We start from the raw sequence: 16,149 nt of genomic DNA on the forward strand, positions 1-16,149 counted from the left end.
GCGAAATTGTATTTTGGCCCCTGCGCAGACTTTCCCGGCCTTAATAAGCGGAACCCCGGGATCCTGCGGTCACTTGTCTTCACCGGGCCCTGCGTTTACCCACAGGAACGGCTTCGTTCTTACAGGTTAGCAAAAAATGCCTGCAAATGTAACTTTTATTCTGGGGGGAGCAGCCTCGGGAAAGTCGGCCTTTGCCGAACAGATCTGCATAAACACTGGAAAAGATAAGATTTACTGGGCAACTGCGCAAATTTTCGACAGTGAAATGCGCGAAAAAGTGTCCAAGCATTTGAAACAAAGAGGGGACGGCTGGCGCACTTTTGAGGAGCCGGAAACAGCAACAAAGATTCTCGGGCCGCTGGTGGCTGGTCAGATCTGCCTGATGGACTGCGCCACGATGTGGCTGACCAATCATCTGCTGGCGGGGCATGATCTGCAGGCTGCACAGGACCAGCTGCTGAGCGCAATCGACGCCTGCGAGGCGGATCTGGTGATCGTTTCCAATGAAACCGGGCTGGGCATCGTGCCCGAAAACAAGCTGGCCCGCCGTTTCCGCGAGGCGCAGGGGCGGCTCAATATCGCATTGGCGGCACGGGCCAACACAGTGGCTCAGGTCACGGCCGGGCTGCCGCTTGTCTTGAAGGGCCAGCTATGATCACCCGGCTGTTCCTGGTGCGCCACGGCCCTACGCACGCCAAGTCCATGGTGGGCTGGTCGGATTTGCCGGCTGACCTGTCCGACACAGCCGCTCTGCAGCGTCTGGCCGGGTACCTGCCGGAAGATGCACTGGTCGTGTCCTCTGATTTGCTGCGCGCAGTGGAAACCGCCGATGCAATTCAGGGGCGGCGGCAGCGCTTGCCGCATCTGCAGGCGTTGCGCGAAATCCACTTTGGCACCTGGGAGTTGCGGACCTGGGCTGAGGTCGACGCAGAAGACCCGGAGCGCATCCGCGCCTATTGGGAAACACCGGGCGACGTCACCCCTCCAGGCGGCGAAAGCTGGAACCAGGTCTGCAACCGTGTGAACCGGGCTGTTGACGCGCTGATCGGCACGCACCGGGGCCGCGACCTGATCGTGGTCGGCCACTTCGGCCAGATCCTGACCCAGATCCAGCGGGCGGAAATGCTGACGGCGGAGGAGGCTTTTGCGCATCGGATCGACAACCTGTCGGTCAGCGAAGTCTCCCTTGGGCCGGATGGCTGGCAGTCCAGACAGATCAATCACCTACCGTGACGTGTGCCATCACAAACATTCCATTTTGAAATATCTGGACCCGCGCTAGCCTCTGGCCATGGCATACGAAATCTATATTGGTGACCGCATGTTTTCCAGCTGGTCATTGCGCGGCTGGCTCATGCTCGAAAAATTCTCTCTGCCCCATAGTGTTCATATGGTGGGGCTGTATTCCGGAACCATGGCGGCGGACATGGCGCATCTGGCTCCGGCGCGTCTGGTGCCTGCGCTGCGCACGCCCGAGGGCACGGTGATCGGTGAAAGCCTCGCCATTGCCGAGACGCTGGCCGAACGGCATCCCGATGCCGGGCTTTGGCCGGCGGACCCGGTCCAGCGCGCAACGGCGCGCTGGCTGGCGGCGGAAATGGTCGGCGGCTTCTCTGCCTTGCGCGGCGAATGCCCGATGCAGCTGGCGCATATGTACGAAGGGTTCGAGGTCTCACGCGGTGTAAGGGCCGACCTAGACCGGATCGAGGCGCTGTTTACCCATGCCCGCAAGGTTTCCGGCTGCAGCAGCGGTTATCTTTTCGGAGCCTACTCGCTGGCAGATGTGTTCTACACGCCCGTTGCGGCCCGGATCATGGGATACGGCCTGCCGGTGTCCCAGGAGACCCAGGCATTTTGCAAGCTGCTGCTGTCTGACCCGGCGGTGCTGCGCTGGCAGGAGCAGGCACATGAGGTCGGCTATGACCCGGAACCTTACGCGCTGGACCTGCCGCGGCGCCCATGGTCATTGGGCTGATCCAACGGCCAGCGCGAAATCTGCGTGAATTCGCGGCTGGCCGCCGCCCGCGTTAACGACTCGGAAACCACGATTACCAAGCATTTCTCCCTGAACCGCAGGAGGCTGGGAGAAATGACCGCACGCTCTTACACAGTTGCCTTTCAAGGGGTCGAGGCCCGCCTGGTCGAGGTGCAATGCGCCGTCGCCCCCGGCCTGCCCGCCTTTTCCGTCGTCGGCCTGCCGGACAAGGCGGTACAGGAGGCACGCGAGCGCGTGCGGGCGGCCTTTGCCGCGATGTCCATCGCCCTGCCTTCGCGCCGGATCACCGTGAACCTGTCGCCCGCGGACCTTCCCAAGGAAGGCAGCCATTTCGACCTGCCGATTGCGCTGGCGCTGCTGGCGGCCATCGGCATCGTCCCGGCGGAGAAGGCCGAAGAAACCATTGCTTTGGGAGAGTTGTCCCTGGACGGCCAGCTGATGCCGGTGGCCGGTGCCCTGCCCGCGGCGGTGACTGCGGCAGAAGAGGAGCGGATGCTGCTCTGCCCAAAGCCCTCCGGCCCGGAAGCTGCCTGGGTCGACGCCGCCCAGGTTATCGGCGCGGCCACGTTGATCGAAGTGGTGCAGCATTACACCGGTCAGCGCCGCATCGAACCTTCAGCGCCGGGCGAGGCCGTCACAGGCCTTGGCGGCAGGGATTTGCGTGATGTGAAGGGGCAGGAGACCGCCAAACGGGCGCTGGAGATTGCGGCCGCAGGCCGCCACCACATGCTGATGGTCGGCCCGCCGGGGTCGGGCAAATCAATGCTGGCGGCGCGGCTGCCCTCGATCCTGCCGTCCCTGTCAGCAGCGGAGGCACTGGAGACCTCAATGATCCATTCGTTATGCGGGCTGATCGACGCCGGCGGCATCAGCCGTGCGCGGCCGTTTCGTGAGCCGCACCACACTGCATCCATGGCGGCAATCGCCGGCGGCGGGCGGCGGGCACAACCCGGAGAAATCAGCCTGGCACATAATGGCGTGCTGTTTCTGGATGAACTGCCGGAGTTCGGCCGCCCGGTGCTGGAAACCCTGCGCCAGCCGCTGGAAACCGGCGAGGTGATGGTGGCGCGTGCCAATGCCCATGTGAAATACCCCAGCCGCTTCATGCTGGTGGCTGCCGCCAACCCCTGCAAATGCGGTTATCTGGCGGATGCCAACCGCGCCTGTTCTCAGGCGCCTATTTGCGGCGCGAACTATCTGGGACGGATCTCCGGCCCATTGTTGGACCGGTTCGATTTGCATCTGGATGTCCCGCCGGTCGATGTGGCCGACCTGGAGCTGCCGCCCAGCGCCGAAGGTTCTGCCGAGGTCGCGCAGCGGGTATCGTTTGCGCGTGAAATGCAGACCGCCCGGTTCCATTGCCACTCCGGCCTGCGCCAGAATGCTGATGCTGAGGGCGCTTTACTGGAAGAGATCGCCGCCCCGGACACTGAAAGCCGCGACCTGCTGGTACGCGCTGCCGAGCGCTTCGGCCTCAGCGCGCGCGGCTATCACCGGGTGCTGCGGGTGGCGCGTACCATTGCGGATCTGGCCTGTGAGGAGAAGGTAAAGCGCCCGCATTTTGCCGAAGCGCTGAGCTTCAGGCTACCCTCAACCCACTGAGCTGGGGGTGAATACCGTCCGCGCAAATGCTGCAGCTTCTTCTAGTGCCGCCTGCCCCTCCGGCAGGTGCCCGGCCATGAACTGCCAGACATGCGGTACATTGCGCCAGATCTTCAAAGCAACTGTGCCGCCCGCATCCTGCAAGCGCTCTGACATACGCTGCGAGTTTGACAGCAGCACCTCGGAACTGCCTGCCTGGATCAGCACCGGCGGTGGGTCAGGGAAGGCCGCAAACAGCGGCGAGGCTCGCCCGTCCGCCGGATCGGCGCCTGCCAGATACTGCTCAACAGCCTCCTGCATCCGGCCGGCCGGAATAATCACATCGCGGTTGCGGTTTGATAGGATACTGGTCCCGCTCAAAGTCAGATCGCACCAGGGAGAAAAGGCCACAAGGCCCGCAGGACGTTCCTGTTCCGCCAAAAGGCCTGCCAGCAAGGCCAGCGCCAGGCCGCCGCCGGCACTGTCGCCGGCCAGCAGGATATCCTGCGCGCGGTAGCCGGTCCCGCGAAGATAATGCCAGGCAGCCATGGCGTCCTCATAGGGGGCCGGAAACGGCGCGTCCTGCATCAGCCGGTAATCGGGAACCGCGATCTCCAGCCCTGCCGCCAGTGACAGGCGCGACAGCATCCCCTGGTAAGCCCGGGCGCTGCCGGCCAGGTAAGCGCCGCCATGCAGGAACAGGGTGATCTGCCTTTTGCGCGGCCTGCCTGCGGAAATCAGCGTCAGCGGCACCGGCGCAGGCCGCGGCAACAGCCGGGTGAAGGGCAGCGCCGGGTAGAGCCGCGGCGCCATCAGCTCGAACACCCGCCGCGCCAAATCCGGGCTGCTGGTGTGCTGCAGCACCGGCTTCATGCCATAGCGCATCCACGCGTTCATGGCCCGGCGCTGCCAGCTCATCAGCTGATCTTGGCTTCGATCGCCTGCCAGACCTTTTCGGCGATATTGACGCCGTCAAAGCGCTCCAGCTCCTGAATGCCGGTGGGCGAGGTCACGTTGATCTCGGTCAGGTAGTCGCCGATCACGTCAATTCCGACAAAGATCTGGCCCTTTTCGCGCAACAGCGGCCCGATGGCGGCACAAATCTCCAAGTCGCGGTCGCTTAGGCCGATCTTTTCGGGCCGTCCGCCCACATGCATGTTTGAGCGGGTCTCGCCTGCCGCGGGCACCCGGTTGATCGCGCCAACCGGTTCGCCGTCGACCAGGATCACCCGCTTGTCGCCGTTGCTGACGTCGGGCAGGAATTTCTGCACGATCAGCGGCTCGCGGCTGAAACCGGTGAACAGCTCGTGCAGCGAAGTGAGGTTGCGGTCGTTGGCATCCAGACGGAACACACCGGCGCCGCCGTTGCCGTAAAGCGGCTTGAGGATCACATCGCCATGCTTTTCCTTAAACGCCTTGATGGTTGCCAGGTCGCGCGCGATGGTGGTCGGCGGGGTCAGCTCCGGGAAGTTCAGAACCAACAGTTTTTCCGGATAGTTGCGCACCCAGAACGGATCGTTCACGACCAGCGCCTGGCCCTTCAGCATGTCCAGAAGATGGGTCGAGGTGATATAGTGCATGTCGAACGGCGGGTCCTGGCGCAGCCAGACCACGTCGAAATCCGCCAGATCCACCTCTCGTTCCTCACCCAGAAACGCAGGGGTGCCAGCGACCCGCTGCACGGTCATATCCTGGCCGCGGGCGGTGATGCGGCCTTCCTGATAGGCCAGATGGTCGGGGGTGTAGAAGAACAGCTCATGCCCTCGCGCCTGGGCTTCCTCGGCCAGCCGGAAGCTGCTGTCCGCATTGATGTCCACGCCCATGATAGGGTCCATCTGAAAGGCGATTTTCATGGCAGTATCCCTTGTAAACTGCCCGAATACATGGCCCAGCGCCGCCCCGGGTTCAATGGGTCAGGCGCAGATCAGTTCATGCCAAAGGCGTTTTCGATGATCTCTACCGCGCCAGTGCCGTCCACCAGGGCCGCATCAAAGCGCACCGGCGTCAGTTGGCCCTGCGGCTCGTTTTCCAGATATTGCCCGGCGCTGGCATAGATGCGCTCCACCTGCCGCGGTGTGATCCGCAAGGCGGCAGCGCTGCTGGTGGTGCTGTGCTTGACCTCAACGAACACCAGTTCTTCCGGCCCGCGCAGGATCAGGTCGATTTCACCGCCCGGGCCCCGCCAGCGGCGCTCGGCCACGGTATAGCCGCGGTTTTCATAGTGGCGGGCGACAATCTCTTCCGCTGCCTCACCCGCCAGATGTGCACGGGCACTGCGGTGCTGGCGGGGGCCTGCCACGACTCAGCTGCCTTTGGCCAGCTGCAGCGCCAGCTGGTAGACCTTGCGCCGCGGCAGTCCGTGCATCTCGGCGACGATGCCGGCCGCGTCCTTGACCGAGTTCCCCTGCAAAGCCGCTTGCAGGTCGCTTTCCAGGTCGCCCTCGCTTACTTCCGTTTCCTGCGCACGGTCGACCAGCACAACAATCTCACCCTTTACCGGGGTCTCTTCCAGCCCCGCCGCCAGGTCCGCCAGCGGCACGCGGCGCACTTCTTCGAATTTCTTGGTGAGCTCACGTGCCATTGCCGCAGGCCGGTTGCCCAGCACCGCTGCCATATCCGCAACCGACGCGGCGACCCGCTTGGGCGATTCGTAGAATATCAGCGTTCCGGGAATTTCCCGCAGCTCCTCCAACCGCTTGCGCCGGGCTCCGGAAGCATTGGGCAGGAAGCCCGCAAAGAAGAACGCATCAGACGGCAGCCCCGCCAGGGTCAGTGCCGTCGCTGCAGCCGAGGCTCCGGGCGCGCAGGTGACCTTGTGGCCCGCTTCCGCAGCAGCGCGGCTGAGGTCATAGCCGGGATCGGCAATCAGCGGCATGCCCGCCTCTGAGGCATAGGCGACGGATTTCCCCTCGGCGATCGCCTCCAGCAGTTTGGCGCGCGCGCCGGCGCCGCTGTGATCATGGTAAGCGATGATCCGCCGCCCGCCAAGCGGCACCCCGTGAATCTCCATCAGCTTGCGCAGCGAGCGTGTATCCTCGGCCGCAAGCACATCGGCCGAGGCCAGCACGTCCAGCGCACGCAGGGTAATGTCGCGGGCGGTGCCGATCGGCGTGGCAACAAAGTAAAGCCCGGGGGACAATATGACATTCTGGTGATTCAACGCTGGACCCGCCTTTTTGGTCGTTTATGATCCGCCCTTAAACCCACGCGGCGCAGCGGCGCCGGGAGAACGGAGTTTCAAGTCCATTATGTTTGCTGTTTTCAAACGCGCCCGCAAGGCGGCATTGGCAGCCGCCGCGGCAGTTTCCGCAATTGCTTTGACTGCCTGTGACCCGGTGGCCATCGGCACCGGCCCGACGATCAACACTTCGAAGCCGGTACCGGTGGCGCTGCTGGTGCCGCGTGGCTCTGCCCAGCAGGGCGACAGCGTGCTGGCGCAAAGCCTGGAAAATGCAGCGCGGATGGCGATTGCCGATCTGGAGGGGGTGCAGATCGACCTCAGGGTCTATGACACAGCAGGCAGCCCCGAAATCGCCTCTGGTGCGGCCCAGCAGGCGCTCAAGGATGGCGCGCGTGTCATTTTGGGCCCGGTCTATGCCGAAGCCGCCAATGCGGCTGGCATCGCAGCCCGCCAGCGCGGCGTGAACGTTCTGGCGTTTTCGAACAACCCGGCGATTGCCGGCGGCAACGTCTTCATTCTGGGACCGACCTTTGACAACACCGCACGCCGGCTGTCGCGCTTTGCCGCGCGCAACGGCAAGAGCAACATCCTGGTTGTCAGCGGCAATGATGCCGCCGGGGTCGCCGGGCGCTCCGCCATCCAGCGCGCAGCGGGCCAGTCCGGTGCCAATATCGCAGGCAGCGTCGGGTATGAGCTGTCGCAGCAGGGCGTGATCAATGCCATTCCGACCATCCGCAACGAATCCCGTAAGGCCGATGCGGTCTTTCTGACCTCCACCACTGCAGGCGCGCTGCCGCTGCTGGCGCAGCTTTTGCCCGAAGCAGGCGTGGACCCGGCAGAGAAGCAGTACATCGGTCTGACCCGCTGGGATATTCCGGCGCAGACTCTGGCCCTGCCCGGGGTGCAAGGCGGCTGGTTTGCGATGCCTGACCAAGGCAAGGTTCAGCAGTTCAGCGCCCGCTACCAGGCCAGCTATGGCGCGTCACCGCACACGATCGGCAGTCTGGCCTATGACGGGATTGCCGCGATCGGCGCCCTTGTTGCAGCCGGGAAATCCGATGCGCTGACTGCGGGCGCCCTGACCCAGGGTGCCGGTTTCCAGGGCGCTGGCGGCATTTTCCGCCTGCTGCCCGACGGCACCAACGAACGCGGGCTGGCGGTTGCCACCATCCAGGAACAGAAAGTCGTGATCATTGACCCAGCCCCAAGCAGCTTCTCCGGCGCCGGCTTCTGAACCTGCCGCCGGGCAGCAGCCTGCGGCAAATGGCTTTCCCGCACCGCTGGGGCCGCTGATCTGCGCCCCTGCGGACATCTTTGATGCCGCTGCAGTCCGCGACCAGATCACAGCATTGTCGCTGGACGCTGCCCCTGGCGCCCTGCGCGGGGAGGCGGTCAGGATTCTAAAGGCTGCGAACAAGGCAGGGCGGGCGGCAATTGCTCAGGCCTTCAAGGACAAGCCTTTTGCAGCGCGGGACCTGACCCGGTCCTATACTTTTTTAACCGACGGGCTGGTCACGACTGCGCTCTATGTAGCGGGCAGCCTGCTGCACCCGCTGGCAACCCCCACCCGGGGCGAGCGGATCGCAGTGATTGCCGTCGGCGGTTATGGCCGCGGGGAAATGGCGCCGGCTTCGGATGTCGATCTGCTGTTTCTAACCCCCTACAAAATCACCGCCTGGGCGGAGAGCGTGATTGAATCCATGCTCTACATTCTGTGGGACTTGCGCCTGAAAGTCGGCCACGCCAGCCGGACGATCAAGGATTGCATCAGGCTGGGCAGCGAGGATTTCACCATCCGCACCGCGATGCTAGAGCACCGGGTTCTGGCAGGGCATGGGCCGCTGGCGGAGGAACTGGACAAACGGCTGAAGGCGGAGTTATTCAGCAAAGACGCCGAAGTGTTCGTCGAGGCCAAGCTGGCAGAGCGGGATGCGCGCCACGAAAAGCAGGGCCAGCGCTACATGGTTGAGCCAAACGTCAAAGAGGGCAAGGGAGGCCTGCGCGACCTGCAGTCGCTGTTCTGGATCGCCAAATACCTCTACCAGGTAAAAGACGCCGGCGAACTGGTGCCGCTGGGCCTATTCCGGCCCGAGGAAATGGAACGGTTCACCAATGCGGCCAATTTCCTGTGGGCGGTGCGCTCTCATTTGCATCTGGCCACCGGACGCGCCACTGAACAGCTGACATTCGACCTGCAGGTCGAAGTGGCCAGCCGCATGGGCTATGAGGACAAGGCCGGGCGGCGCGGGGTGGAAGTCTTTATGCAGGACTATTTCCGCCATGCCACGCGTGTCGGTGACCTGACCCGGATCTTTTTGACCAAGCTGGAGGCAAGCCAGCAGAAAGGGGCACCGCTGCTGCAGCGGATCTTCCGCCGCGGCCCGCGGATCAAACCCGGCTACCGGGTGGTGCATAACCGGCTGGATGTGGTCGATCCCAAAGCATTTTTACAGGACAAGCTTAACCTGCTGCGGCTGTTCGAGGAAGCGCTGCGCACCGGCATGCTGATCCATCCGGACGCAATGCGGCTGGTAACAGCCAACCTGCATCTTATCGACGAGGAGATGCGCAACGACAAGGAAGCGCGGAAGCTCTTTCTGGACCTGCTGCTGAAGCATGGCAACTCTGAACGCGCCTTGCGCCGGATGAACGAATTGGGGGTGCTTTCCGCTTTCCTGCCGGAGTTCGAGCCCATCGTGGCGATGATGCAGTTCAACATGTACCACTCCTACACGGTGGACGAGCATACCATTCAGGTGATCTCCAATTTTGCCGCCATTGAACGCGGCGAGCTGGAGGATGAACTGCCGCTCTCCTCCGAAATCCTGCGCAAGGGGCTGAACCGCAAAGTTCTGATGGTGGCGATGCTGTTGCATGACATCGGCAAGGGCCGCGAGCAGGACCATTCGATCCTGGGTGCCCAGATCGCCCGCAAGGTGGCGCCGCGGCTAGGGCTGAAACCTTCGGAATGCGAAACCGTGGAATGGCTGGTCCGCTATCATCTTTTGATGTCCGACATGGCGCAGAAACGCGATATTGCCGACCCGCGCACGGTGCGCGATTTTGCCAAGGCCGTGCAGACCGTGAAACGGCTCGACCTGCTTCTTTTGCTGACCGTCTGCGACATCCGCGGTGTTGGCCCGAACACCTGGAACAACTGGAAGGCGGCTCTGTTGCGGGCGCTTTACGGCCAGACCCGCGCCGCGCTGGAAGGCGGCATGGAAGCGCTAAACCGTGAACACCGCGGTGCCTCTGCCAAGAAAGCCCTGCGCGAAGCACTGCCGGACTGGACCAAGGCAGCGCTCAAGACCGAAACGGCCCGCCACTACCCGCCCTACTGGCATGGGCTGCATGTGACCGCGCATGTGGATTTTGCCGAGATGCTGCGCGACTTCACCGCCAAGGGCGACCCTGGTGAAGTGATGATCCGCCTCTATCCGGATGTGGACCGGGATGCGACCCGCGCCTGTTTCGTGATGGAAGATCACCCCGGGATATTTGCCCGCATCGTGGGCGCACTGGCGCTGGTCGGCGCCAATGTGGTGGATGCGCGTTCTTACACCACCAAGGACGGCTATGTGACCGATGCCTTCTGGATTCAGGACAGTGAGGGGCATCCTTTCGACCCGATCCGCCTGCACCGGCTGAAGCAAATGATCGAAAAGACCCTGAAGGGCGAGGTTATCACCCGCGACGCGCTGAAATCCCGCGACAAGATCAAGAAGCGCGAGAAGGCGTTCAAGGTGCCGACCCATATCACTTTTGATAACGAGGGCTCGGAGATCTACACTATTATTGAAGTCGACACCCGCGACCGCCCTGGACTGCTTTATGATCTGGCACGCACCCTGGCTGCGGCAAATGTCTATATTGCCAATGCCGTGATCGCGACCTACGGCGAACAGGTGGTCGATGCCTTTTATGTTAAGGACATGTTCGGCTTGAAATACTACGCGGAGTCCAAGCAGCGGACGCTGGAGAAGAAGCTGCGCGAGGCGATCTCCGAAGGTGCAAAACGGGCGGATACATGAAACCGATCAAATTGCTGTCGGGCTTCCTGACCGTCGGCTTCTGGACGCTGGCAAGCCGCGTTCTGGGGTTCGCCCGCGAGATCCTGATTGCAGCCTTCATCGGCCCGGGGCCGGTGCTGGATGCCTTTATCGTGGCCTTCCGCCTGCCCAATTTGTTCCGCCGCTTCTTTGCTGAAGGCGCCTTTAACGCGGCCTTTGTGCCGGCTTTTGCCAAACGCTATGAAGCGGGCGAGGATGCCCGGACCTATGCCCAGCAAGCCTTCAACCTGCTGGCAGCCGCGGTGCTGGCACTGGTTGGCCTGGGAATGGTGTTCATGCCGGGACTTGTCTGGCTGACTGCTGGCGGCTTCGTTGGCGACGCGCGTTTCGACCTGGCAGTGGGATATGGCTACATCGTCTTTCCTTACATCCTGTTCATGTCGCTGGCGGCGCTGTTTTCCGGCGTGCTGAATGCTACCGGTCGGTTTGCAGCCGCCGCCGCCGCGCCGGTCTTGCTCAACATCTTTGCCTGCGCGGCGATGACAGCAGGGGCTGTCCTGGGCGGTGATATTGTCGTCTGGCTGGTCTGGACCATTCCGGTTGCCGGTGTGGCCCAGCTGTCGCTGGTCTGGGCGGCAGCCGAAAGAGCAGGTATTTCATTGCGCCCTGGCCTGCCGCGCTGGAACCCTGAGATGCGTGACCTGATGCGGGTTGCGATTCCAGCCGCACTGGCCATGGGGGTCACCCAGATCAACCTGGTGGTGGGCCAATATGTGGCTTCGGACATCGAAAAGGCCGCCAGCTGGCTGTTCATCGCGGACCGGCTGTACCAGCTGCCGTTGGGTGTTGTGGGCATCGCTGTAGGTATCGTTCTCCTGCCAGCCCTTTCGCGCCGCTTGCGGGCTGGCGACCAGGAAGGGTCCCAGGATGCCTTGTCGCGTGCTGGTGAGTTTTCGCTGCTTCTGGCGGTCCCATCCGCCGTGGCCTTCTTGACCGTGCCGGGGCCGCTGGTCTCGGTCCTTTACGAACGCGGCGCCACCGGCCAGGAAGACGTCGCCGCCATCGCCGTTGCCGTCGCCATCTATGGCGCGGGCCTGCCGGCCTTCATGCTGCAAAAAGTGCTGCAGCCGCTTTATTTCGCGCGCGAAGACACCAAGACGCCGTTCCGCTACGCGCTGGTCGCCATGGTGGTGAACGCAGGCCTGGCCTTTGGTTTGAAACCCGTGCTGGGCTGGATTGCACCCGCCATCGCCGCCTCTGCCGCTGGCTGGGCGATGGTGGCGCTGCTGGCCCTCGGCGCCCGCAGCATGGGCGAGGAGGCGCGGTTCGACGACCGCTTCCGCCGCCGCGCCTGGCGCATCCTCGCGGCTTCGGCGGTCATGGGCGCAGTGCTCTATTCCGTGGCCGCATCTGCAGGGTGGTTGTTTACGCTGGACTACTGGCGCTATCTGTCGCTGCTGGGCCTAGTGGTTTTGGGCGGCGTGGTCTACTTCGTCTCAGGGCAGGTTTTTGGGGCTTTCCGCCTGTCGGAGTTCCGCAGCGCCCTCAGCCGCCGGAAGCAGGCATGAGCCGCCTGTCCTGCCCCGCAGGCACCGTGCTGTTCCGGCCCGGACAGGAATGCCCCGGCTTTGTCCGGCTCTTCTCGGGCACCATCAAGGTCACGCTAACGGCGGCGAACGGCCGCGAGGTTGTGCTCTACCGTGTCGGCCCAGGCGATATTTGCCTGCAGACCTTTGCCTGCCTGACGGAGGACCGCAGCTATTCCGCCGAAGGCACCGCCGAAACCGCCCTTGAAGGCGAGTTCCTCCCGCACGCGGACTTCCAGAAAGCGATGTCAGAGAATGAAGCGTTCCGGGCAGACGTCATGGCCGCCGTCGCCCGCCGCTTTGCCGATTATGAGCAGCTGGTGGAAGATATTGCCCTTACCGGCTTTGACGCACGCCTTGCCCGCGTGCTGCTGCGGCTGGGGCAATCCGGCAACCCCATCCGCACGACCCACGACGCCCTTGCCGCCGAAACCGCCTCAGGCCGCGCGTTTGTGACCCGCCGCCTGCGGGAGTTCTCCCGCCTTGGCCTGGTGGAAACACAGCGCGGGCACCTTCGCATCCTTGACCGTGACGGGCTGGACAATATCGCGCAGGATGAAGCTTGAGCTTTGGTGACACTGTCACCGACTTTGCGGAAACGGCTGCCTAAAACGGACTCGCAATTTCGCAAGTAAGTTCGAAAGGACAGATCCATGCCCCGCAACGAAGGCACCCTCGACCGCGCCCTGCGCATCATTTTCGGCCTTGTCCTGCTGTCGCTGGTCTTCATTGGCCCGCAGACCCCATGGGGCCTCATTGGCCTGGTGCCGCTGCTGACCGGCCTGATGGGCTACTGCCCGCTCTATCAGATCGTCGGTTTCAGCACCTGCCCTTTGAAGAAACAGGGTTGATCCTGCTATCAAATTGCACGGCGAGGGTGGCAAAGCTGCCGCGCGTCAGCCGGCCCGGCCCAACGGATGGCGATGCCCCCGCAAGGGGCTTCACCAGCGGGCGGGAGCATCCCGGTTTCAATCGTGGCGGATACGGTTGCGGATGCTGGCCCAGCCGCCCGGCGCCAGGAAAAACGACAGGCCAAAGCCGGTGGCAAATCCTGACAGGTCCGCCACCCAGTCCTTTTGGCCGCCAAACAGCAACCCGAAAAGCAGTTGTGCCCCCATCAGGAAAGCAATCAGTGAAAACGCTCGGCTCTGCTGTGCGCCGACCGAGGCCAATGAGCGCCACAACAAAAAGGTGAAGGCACCGATCAGCCCATAGACCGCTGGGAAGCCGCCGATCAAAGGCTGGCCACCACTGATCAGAAGAGCATAGCCCAGCGCGCCGCCGGCGCCCGACAGCAGGAAGATAATGACCATCGCCAGGTCACCCATCACCTCGCCCACCATCTTTCCCATCGCCAGCACAAACACACAAACAAACAGCGCATGGGTAAAGGCGCCATGCACGAAGACGTAAGAGACAAAGCGCTTAAGATGCTCCGGCAGCCAGCGGCCGCTTTCCTGCATCCACCAGAAAATCTCGCTGGAAAAGGCGTAGGACTGGATCGCCTCCAGCCGCCAGCCGATCGCCTCCGGCCCGCCAACAATACCGCGCGCGCCAAGCGATAACACCGCCTCTACCCCCATGATGATCAGAACCAGCGCCACCACGGCGGCGGGCAGCGGGTTCACTGGGGCCTGGTTCACTGGGGCGCTATGGGGCTCACTGCTCATTCGGACTCCTTGCGGCACGGAATCCCCCGCGCCTGTTGACCTATCCTGGCCCCATGGGTAAGCCACCGGGGTTGCTATTTCCAGACGGGAGTTCCGCCCAAATGAGCGAATCCGCCTTCACCCCGCGTGTGTTCTCGGGCATCCAGCCCACGGGCAACCTGCACCTCGGCAATTACCTCGGCGCGATGAAGCGCTTTGTCGATATGCAGGGCCAGGATTTCGAGACCATCTACTGCATGGTCGACCTGCACGCCGTCACCGTCTGGCAGGACCCCAAGGACCTGATGAAATCGACCCGCGAGCTGTGCGCGGGCTTCATCGCCGCCGGCATCGACCCGGAACAGTCAATCCTGATCAACCAGTCGCAAGTCCCCGAGCACGCGCAGCTGGCCTGGATCTTCAACTGCGTCGCCCGCATGGGCTGGATGCAGCGGATGACCCAGTGGAAGGACAAGGCAGGCAAGAACCAGCAGAATGCCTCGCTGGGCCTGTTTGCCTATCCGGCGCTGATGGCCGCGGACATTCTGGTCTACCACGCCACCCATGTGCCGGTCGGCGAGGACCAGAAACAGCACCTGGAACTGACCCGCGACATCGCTATCAAGTTCAACCACGACTATGGCGTCAACTTCTTCCCGGAAACCGAGCCGGTCATCGAAGGCGCCGCCACCCGGGTGATGAGTCTGCGCGACGGGTCTAAGAAAATGTCGAAATCGGACGTTTCCGACGCCTCCCGCATCAACCTGACCGACGACGCCGACGCCATCGCCAAGAAGATCCGCAAGGCCAAGACCGACCCGGAGGCGCTGCCCTCGGAAGTGAAAGGCCTGGAAGAGCGCCCCGAGGCGCGTAACCTGGTGAACATCTACGCCGCCCTGAACGAACAGACTGTTGATCAGGTGTTGGCGGATGTGGGTGGTAAGCAGTTCTCGGAGTTCAAGCCGATGCTGGCCGATCTGGCTGTCTCGAAACTAGCGCCGATTTCCACCGAGATGGCCCGCCTGATGAACAACCAGGATGAAATCGACCGCATCCTGGCCCGCGGGTCGCAGCGCGCGCGCGAAATTACCGCGCCGATCTTGCGCAAGACCTATGACATCGTCGGTATGGTGCCGCCGGCCGCACTGTAAGGCAAGAAGACAGGCGCCAGCGGCCCACCTCGAACCCGCTGGCGCAAATGGGCTTTACCAGCTCCGGCTCAACTGACGTCAGACGAAAACTTGTAGCGCGACACCAGCCCGTATTTCAGCGCAAATCCCTTCCAGGAAAACCGGCGCTTGCCTGATGCCACGCTAGGCTTTCCGGCCTGCCGGTCGAATTCATACATGTCGATTGCCCGCTCGGCGCAACCGCAGGCCTCGCCCAGGCCAACCTTATTGAAGTAGAACTTTGAGAAACTTTCAGGTTTTGCCATCTCACCCTCCTATGGGGAAAGCAGGCTAGCGTGCACCGCCGCAAACGCAAAACAAACTGTGCTGCGTATTCGCTTCAAGTTTTCGTGCAAGGCGTCGAAAGCCGTTAAAGCCCTTTGGCACCTTTCAAAATCAGCTCGGCGGCGAGCCGCGCATAGTCTTCCCGTGCCTGTGATCCGGCGCCGGAGTTCCACATGTAGTACCAGTTCAGCATGCCGAAAACAGACATTGTGACACCGCGCAACTTAGCAGAATCGCCTTCAAACACCTCCGGCGCAACCGCCGCCAGCGCATCACTCATGAACTGCACCATCTCGCGCTGGTAACCGCGCAGATGCCTCTGCTGCGCCTCGGGCAGCGCCCCCATAGCGCCCAGCTGCACTTGGTGCTCATGATCCGCACCCTGGTAGGCTAGCATGATCTCCGACACGATGCGGCGCAGCCGGTCCTCAGCGCTAAGACCTTCCAGGTCCACCCCGCAGACCCGGTCGCGCAGCTCGCAAAGGTAAGTATCAAGGAGGCCGTAGAGCACGGCATCCTTGCTGTCGTAATAGTGGTAGATGTTCGCCTTGGAGATCCCGCATTCGCGCGCCAGCTGGGTCATCGACGCACGGTCGTAGCCGGACTCGGCAAACACCTTGGCTGCCGACTTCAGGATCTGCGCGCGTTTCTCATCGTGGTCTTTTGCGATCGTGCGGGCCAAGGCTTACTCT

General features: G+C 63.0%; 17 protein-coding genes. 10 read left to right on the forward strand and 7 right to left on the reverse strand.

Translation table 11 applies throughout. The features are described from left to right. Positions 1-136 precede the first annotated feature (136 nt). From cobU to ACXAEK_RS01990, 4 genes are all read left to right on the forward strand, one after another. Positions 137-655 carry a bifunctional adenosylcobinamide kinase/adenosylcobinamide-phosphate guanylyltransferase gene (gene cobU, locus ACXAEK_RS01975; protein ID WP_475039556.1) on the forward strand — a complete coding sequence of 173 codons (519 nt, stop codon included), beginning with the start codon at positions 137-139 and terminating at the stop codon, positions 653-655. Next, positions 652-1,233: a histidine phosphatase family protein gene (locus ACXAEK_RS01980; protein ID WP_475039557.1), complete on the forward strand. Its 582-nt coding sequence runs from the start codon at positions 652-654 to the stop codon at positions 1,231-1,233. Before cobU ends, ACXAEK_RS01980 begins: the two co-directional genes overlap by 4 nt. Before the next feature lie 58 nt (positions 1,234-1,291). Further along, complete coding sequence (locus ACXAEK_RS01985; protein WP_475039559.1) at positions 1,292-1,975, forward strand: glutathione S-transferase; 684 nt, start codon at positions 1,292-1,294, stop codon at positions 1,973-1,975. 114 nt (positions 1,976-2,089) lie between these two features. Next, on the forward strand, positions 2,090-3,598 hold the full coding sequence (locus tag ACXAEK_RS01990; RefSeq protein WP_475039560.1) for a YifB family Mg chelatase-like AAA ATPase: 1,509 nt from the start codon (positions 2,090-2,092) through the stop codon (positions 3,596-3,598). On the opposite strand, the gene ACXAEK_RS01995 is transcribed toward ACXAEK_RS01990, so the two are convergent. From ACXAEK_RS01995 to rsmI, 4 genes are all read right to left on the reverse strand, one after another. Beyond that, positions 3,587-4,495 (reverse strand): alpha/beta hydrolase fold domain-containing protein, encoded by a 909-nt coding sequence (locus tag ACXAEK_RS01995; protein WP_475039561.1) that lies wholly within the window; start codon positions 4,493-4,495, stop codon positions 3,587-3,589. The two genes, ACXAEK_RS01990 and ACXAEK_RS01995, sit on opposite strands and share 12 nt — an antisense overlap. Then, positions 4,495-5,430 carry a glutathione synthase gene (gene gshB, locus ACXAEK_RS02000; protein ID WP_475039563.1) on the reverse strand — a complete coding sequence of 312 codons (936 nt, stop codon included), beginning with the start codon at positions 5,428-5,430 and terminating at the stop codon, positions 4,495-4,497. The genes ACXAEK_RS01995 and gshB overlap by 1 nt, the downstream gene beginning before the upstream one ends. 71 nt (positions 5,431-5,501) lie before the next feature. After that, positions 5,502-5,876 (reverse strand): YraN family protein, encoded by a 375-nt coding sequence (locus ACXAEK_RS02005; RefSeq protein ID WP_475039564.1) that lies wholly within the window; start codon positions 5,874-5,876, stop codon positions 5,502-5,504. 3 nt (positions 5,877-5,879) lie between these two features. Continuing rightward, positions 5,880-6,737, reverse strand: a complete 858-nt coding sequence (gene rsmI, locus ACXAEK_RS02010; RefSeq protein ID WP_475039565.1) for a 16S rRNA (cytidine(1402)-2'-O)-methyltransferase — start codon at positions 6,735-6,737, stop codon at positions 5,880-5,882. Between the two features lie 88 nt (positions 6,738-6,825). On the opposite strand from rsmI, the gene ACXAEK_RS02015 reads away from it, so the two are divergent. The 5 genes from ACXAEK_RS02015 (at position 6,826) to ACXAEK_RS02035 (ending at position 13,205) form a co-directional block, all read left to right on the forward strand. Continuing rightward, positions 6,826-7,992, forward strand: coding sequence for a penicillin-binding protein activator (locus ACXAEK_RS02015; protein ID WP_475039567.1), 1,167 nt, complete (start codon positions 6,826-6,828; stop codon positions 7,990-7,992). Beyond that, the gene (locus ACXAEK_RS02020) at positions 7,952-10,789 is read left to right on the forward strand and encodes a [protein-PII] uridylyltransferase (protein WP_475039568.1); all 2,838 of its coding nucleotides are present in this window, start codon (positions 7,952-7,954) and stop codon (positions 10,787-10,789) included. The genes ACXAEK_RS02015 and ACXAEK_RS02020 overlap by 41 nt, the downstream gene beginning before the upstream one ends. After that, positions 10,786-12,336, forward strand: a complete 1,551-nt coding sequence (gene murJ / locus ACXAEK_RS02025) for a murein biosynthesis integral membrane protein MurJ (protein WP_475039569.1) — start codon at positions 10,786-10,788, stop codon at positions 12,334-12,336. Before ACXAEK_RS02020 ends, murJ begins: the two co-directional genes overlap by 4 nt. Beyond that, a complete protein-coding gene (locus tag ACXAEK_RS02030; protein ID WP_475039570.1) occupies positions 12,333-12,920 on the forward strand; it encodes a Crp/Fnr family transcriptional regulator in 588 nt (195 codons plus the stop codon). Before murJ ends, ACXAEK_RS02030 begins: the two co-directional genes overlap by 4 nt. An 87-nt stretch (positions 12,921-13,007) precedes the next feature. Further along, entirely contained in the window at positions 13,008-13,205 is a 198-nt protein-coding gene (locus ACXAEK_RS02035; protein WP_475039572.1) for a YgaP family membrane protein, read from the forward strand. 117 nt (positions 13,206-13,322) lie between these two features. On the opposite strand, the gene ACXAEK_RS02040 is transcribed toward ACXAEK_RS02035, so the two are convergent. After that, positions 13,323-14,024 carry a rhomboid family intramembrane serine protease gene (locus ACXAEK_RS02040; protein WP_475039573.1) on the reverse strand — a complete coding sequence of 234 codons (702 nt, stop codon included), beginning with the start codon at positions 14,022-14,024 and terminating at the stop codon, positions 13,323-13,325. Positions 14,025-14,125: 101 nt separating this feature from the next. Between ACXAEK_RS02040 and trpS the strand changes: the two genes are divergently transcribed. Further along, positions 14,126-15,154 carry a tryptophan--tRNA ligase gene (gene trpS, locus ACXAEK_RS02045; RefSeq protein ID WP_475039575.1) on the forward strand — a complete coding sequence of 343 codons (1,029 nt, stop codon included), beginning with the start codon at positions 14,126-14,128 and terminating at the stop codon, positions 15,152-15,154. A gap of 68 nt (positions 15,155-15,222) precedes the next feature. On the opposite strand, the gene ACXAEK_RS02050 is transcribed toward trpS, so the two are convergent. After that, positions 15,223-15,438, reverse strand: coding sequence for a hypothetical protein (locus ACXAEK_RS02050; protein WP_475039576.1), 216 nt, complete (start codon positions 15,436-15,438; stop codon positions 15,223-15,225). Between the two features lie 104 nt (positions 15,439-15,542). Beyond that, the gene (locus ACXAEK_RS02055) at positions 15,543-16,139 is read right to left on the reverse strand and encodes a TetR/AcrR family transcriptional regulator (protein ID WP_475039578.1); all 597 of its coding nucleotides are present in this window, start codon (positions 16,137-16,139) and stop codon (positions 15,543-15,545) included. Positions 16,140-16,149 lie beyond the last annotated feature (10 nt).

The organism is Leisingera sp. ABM4_101 (assembly GCF_056158725.1).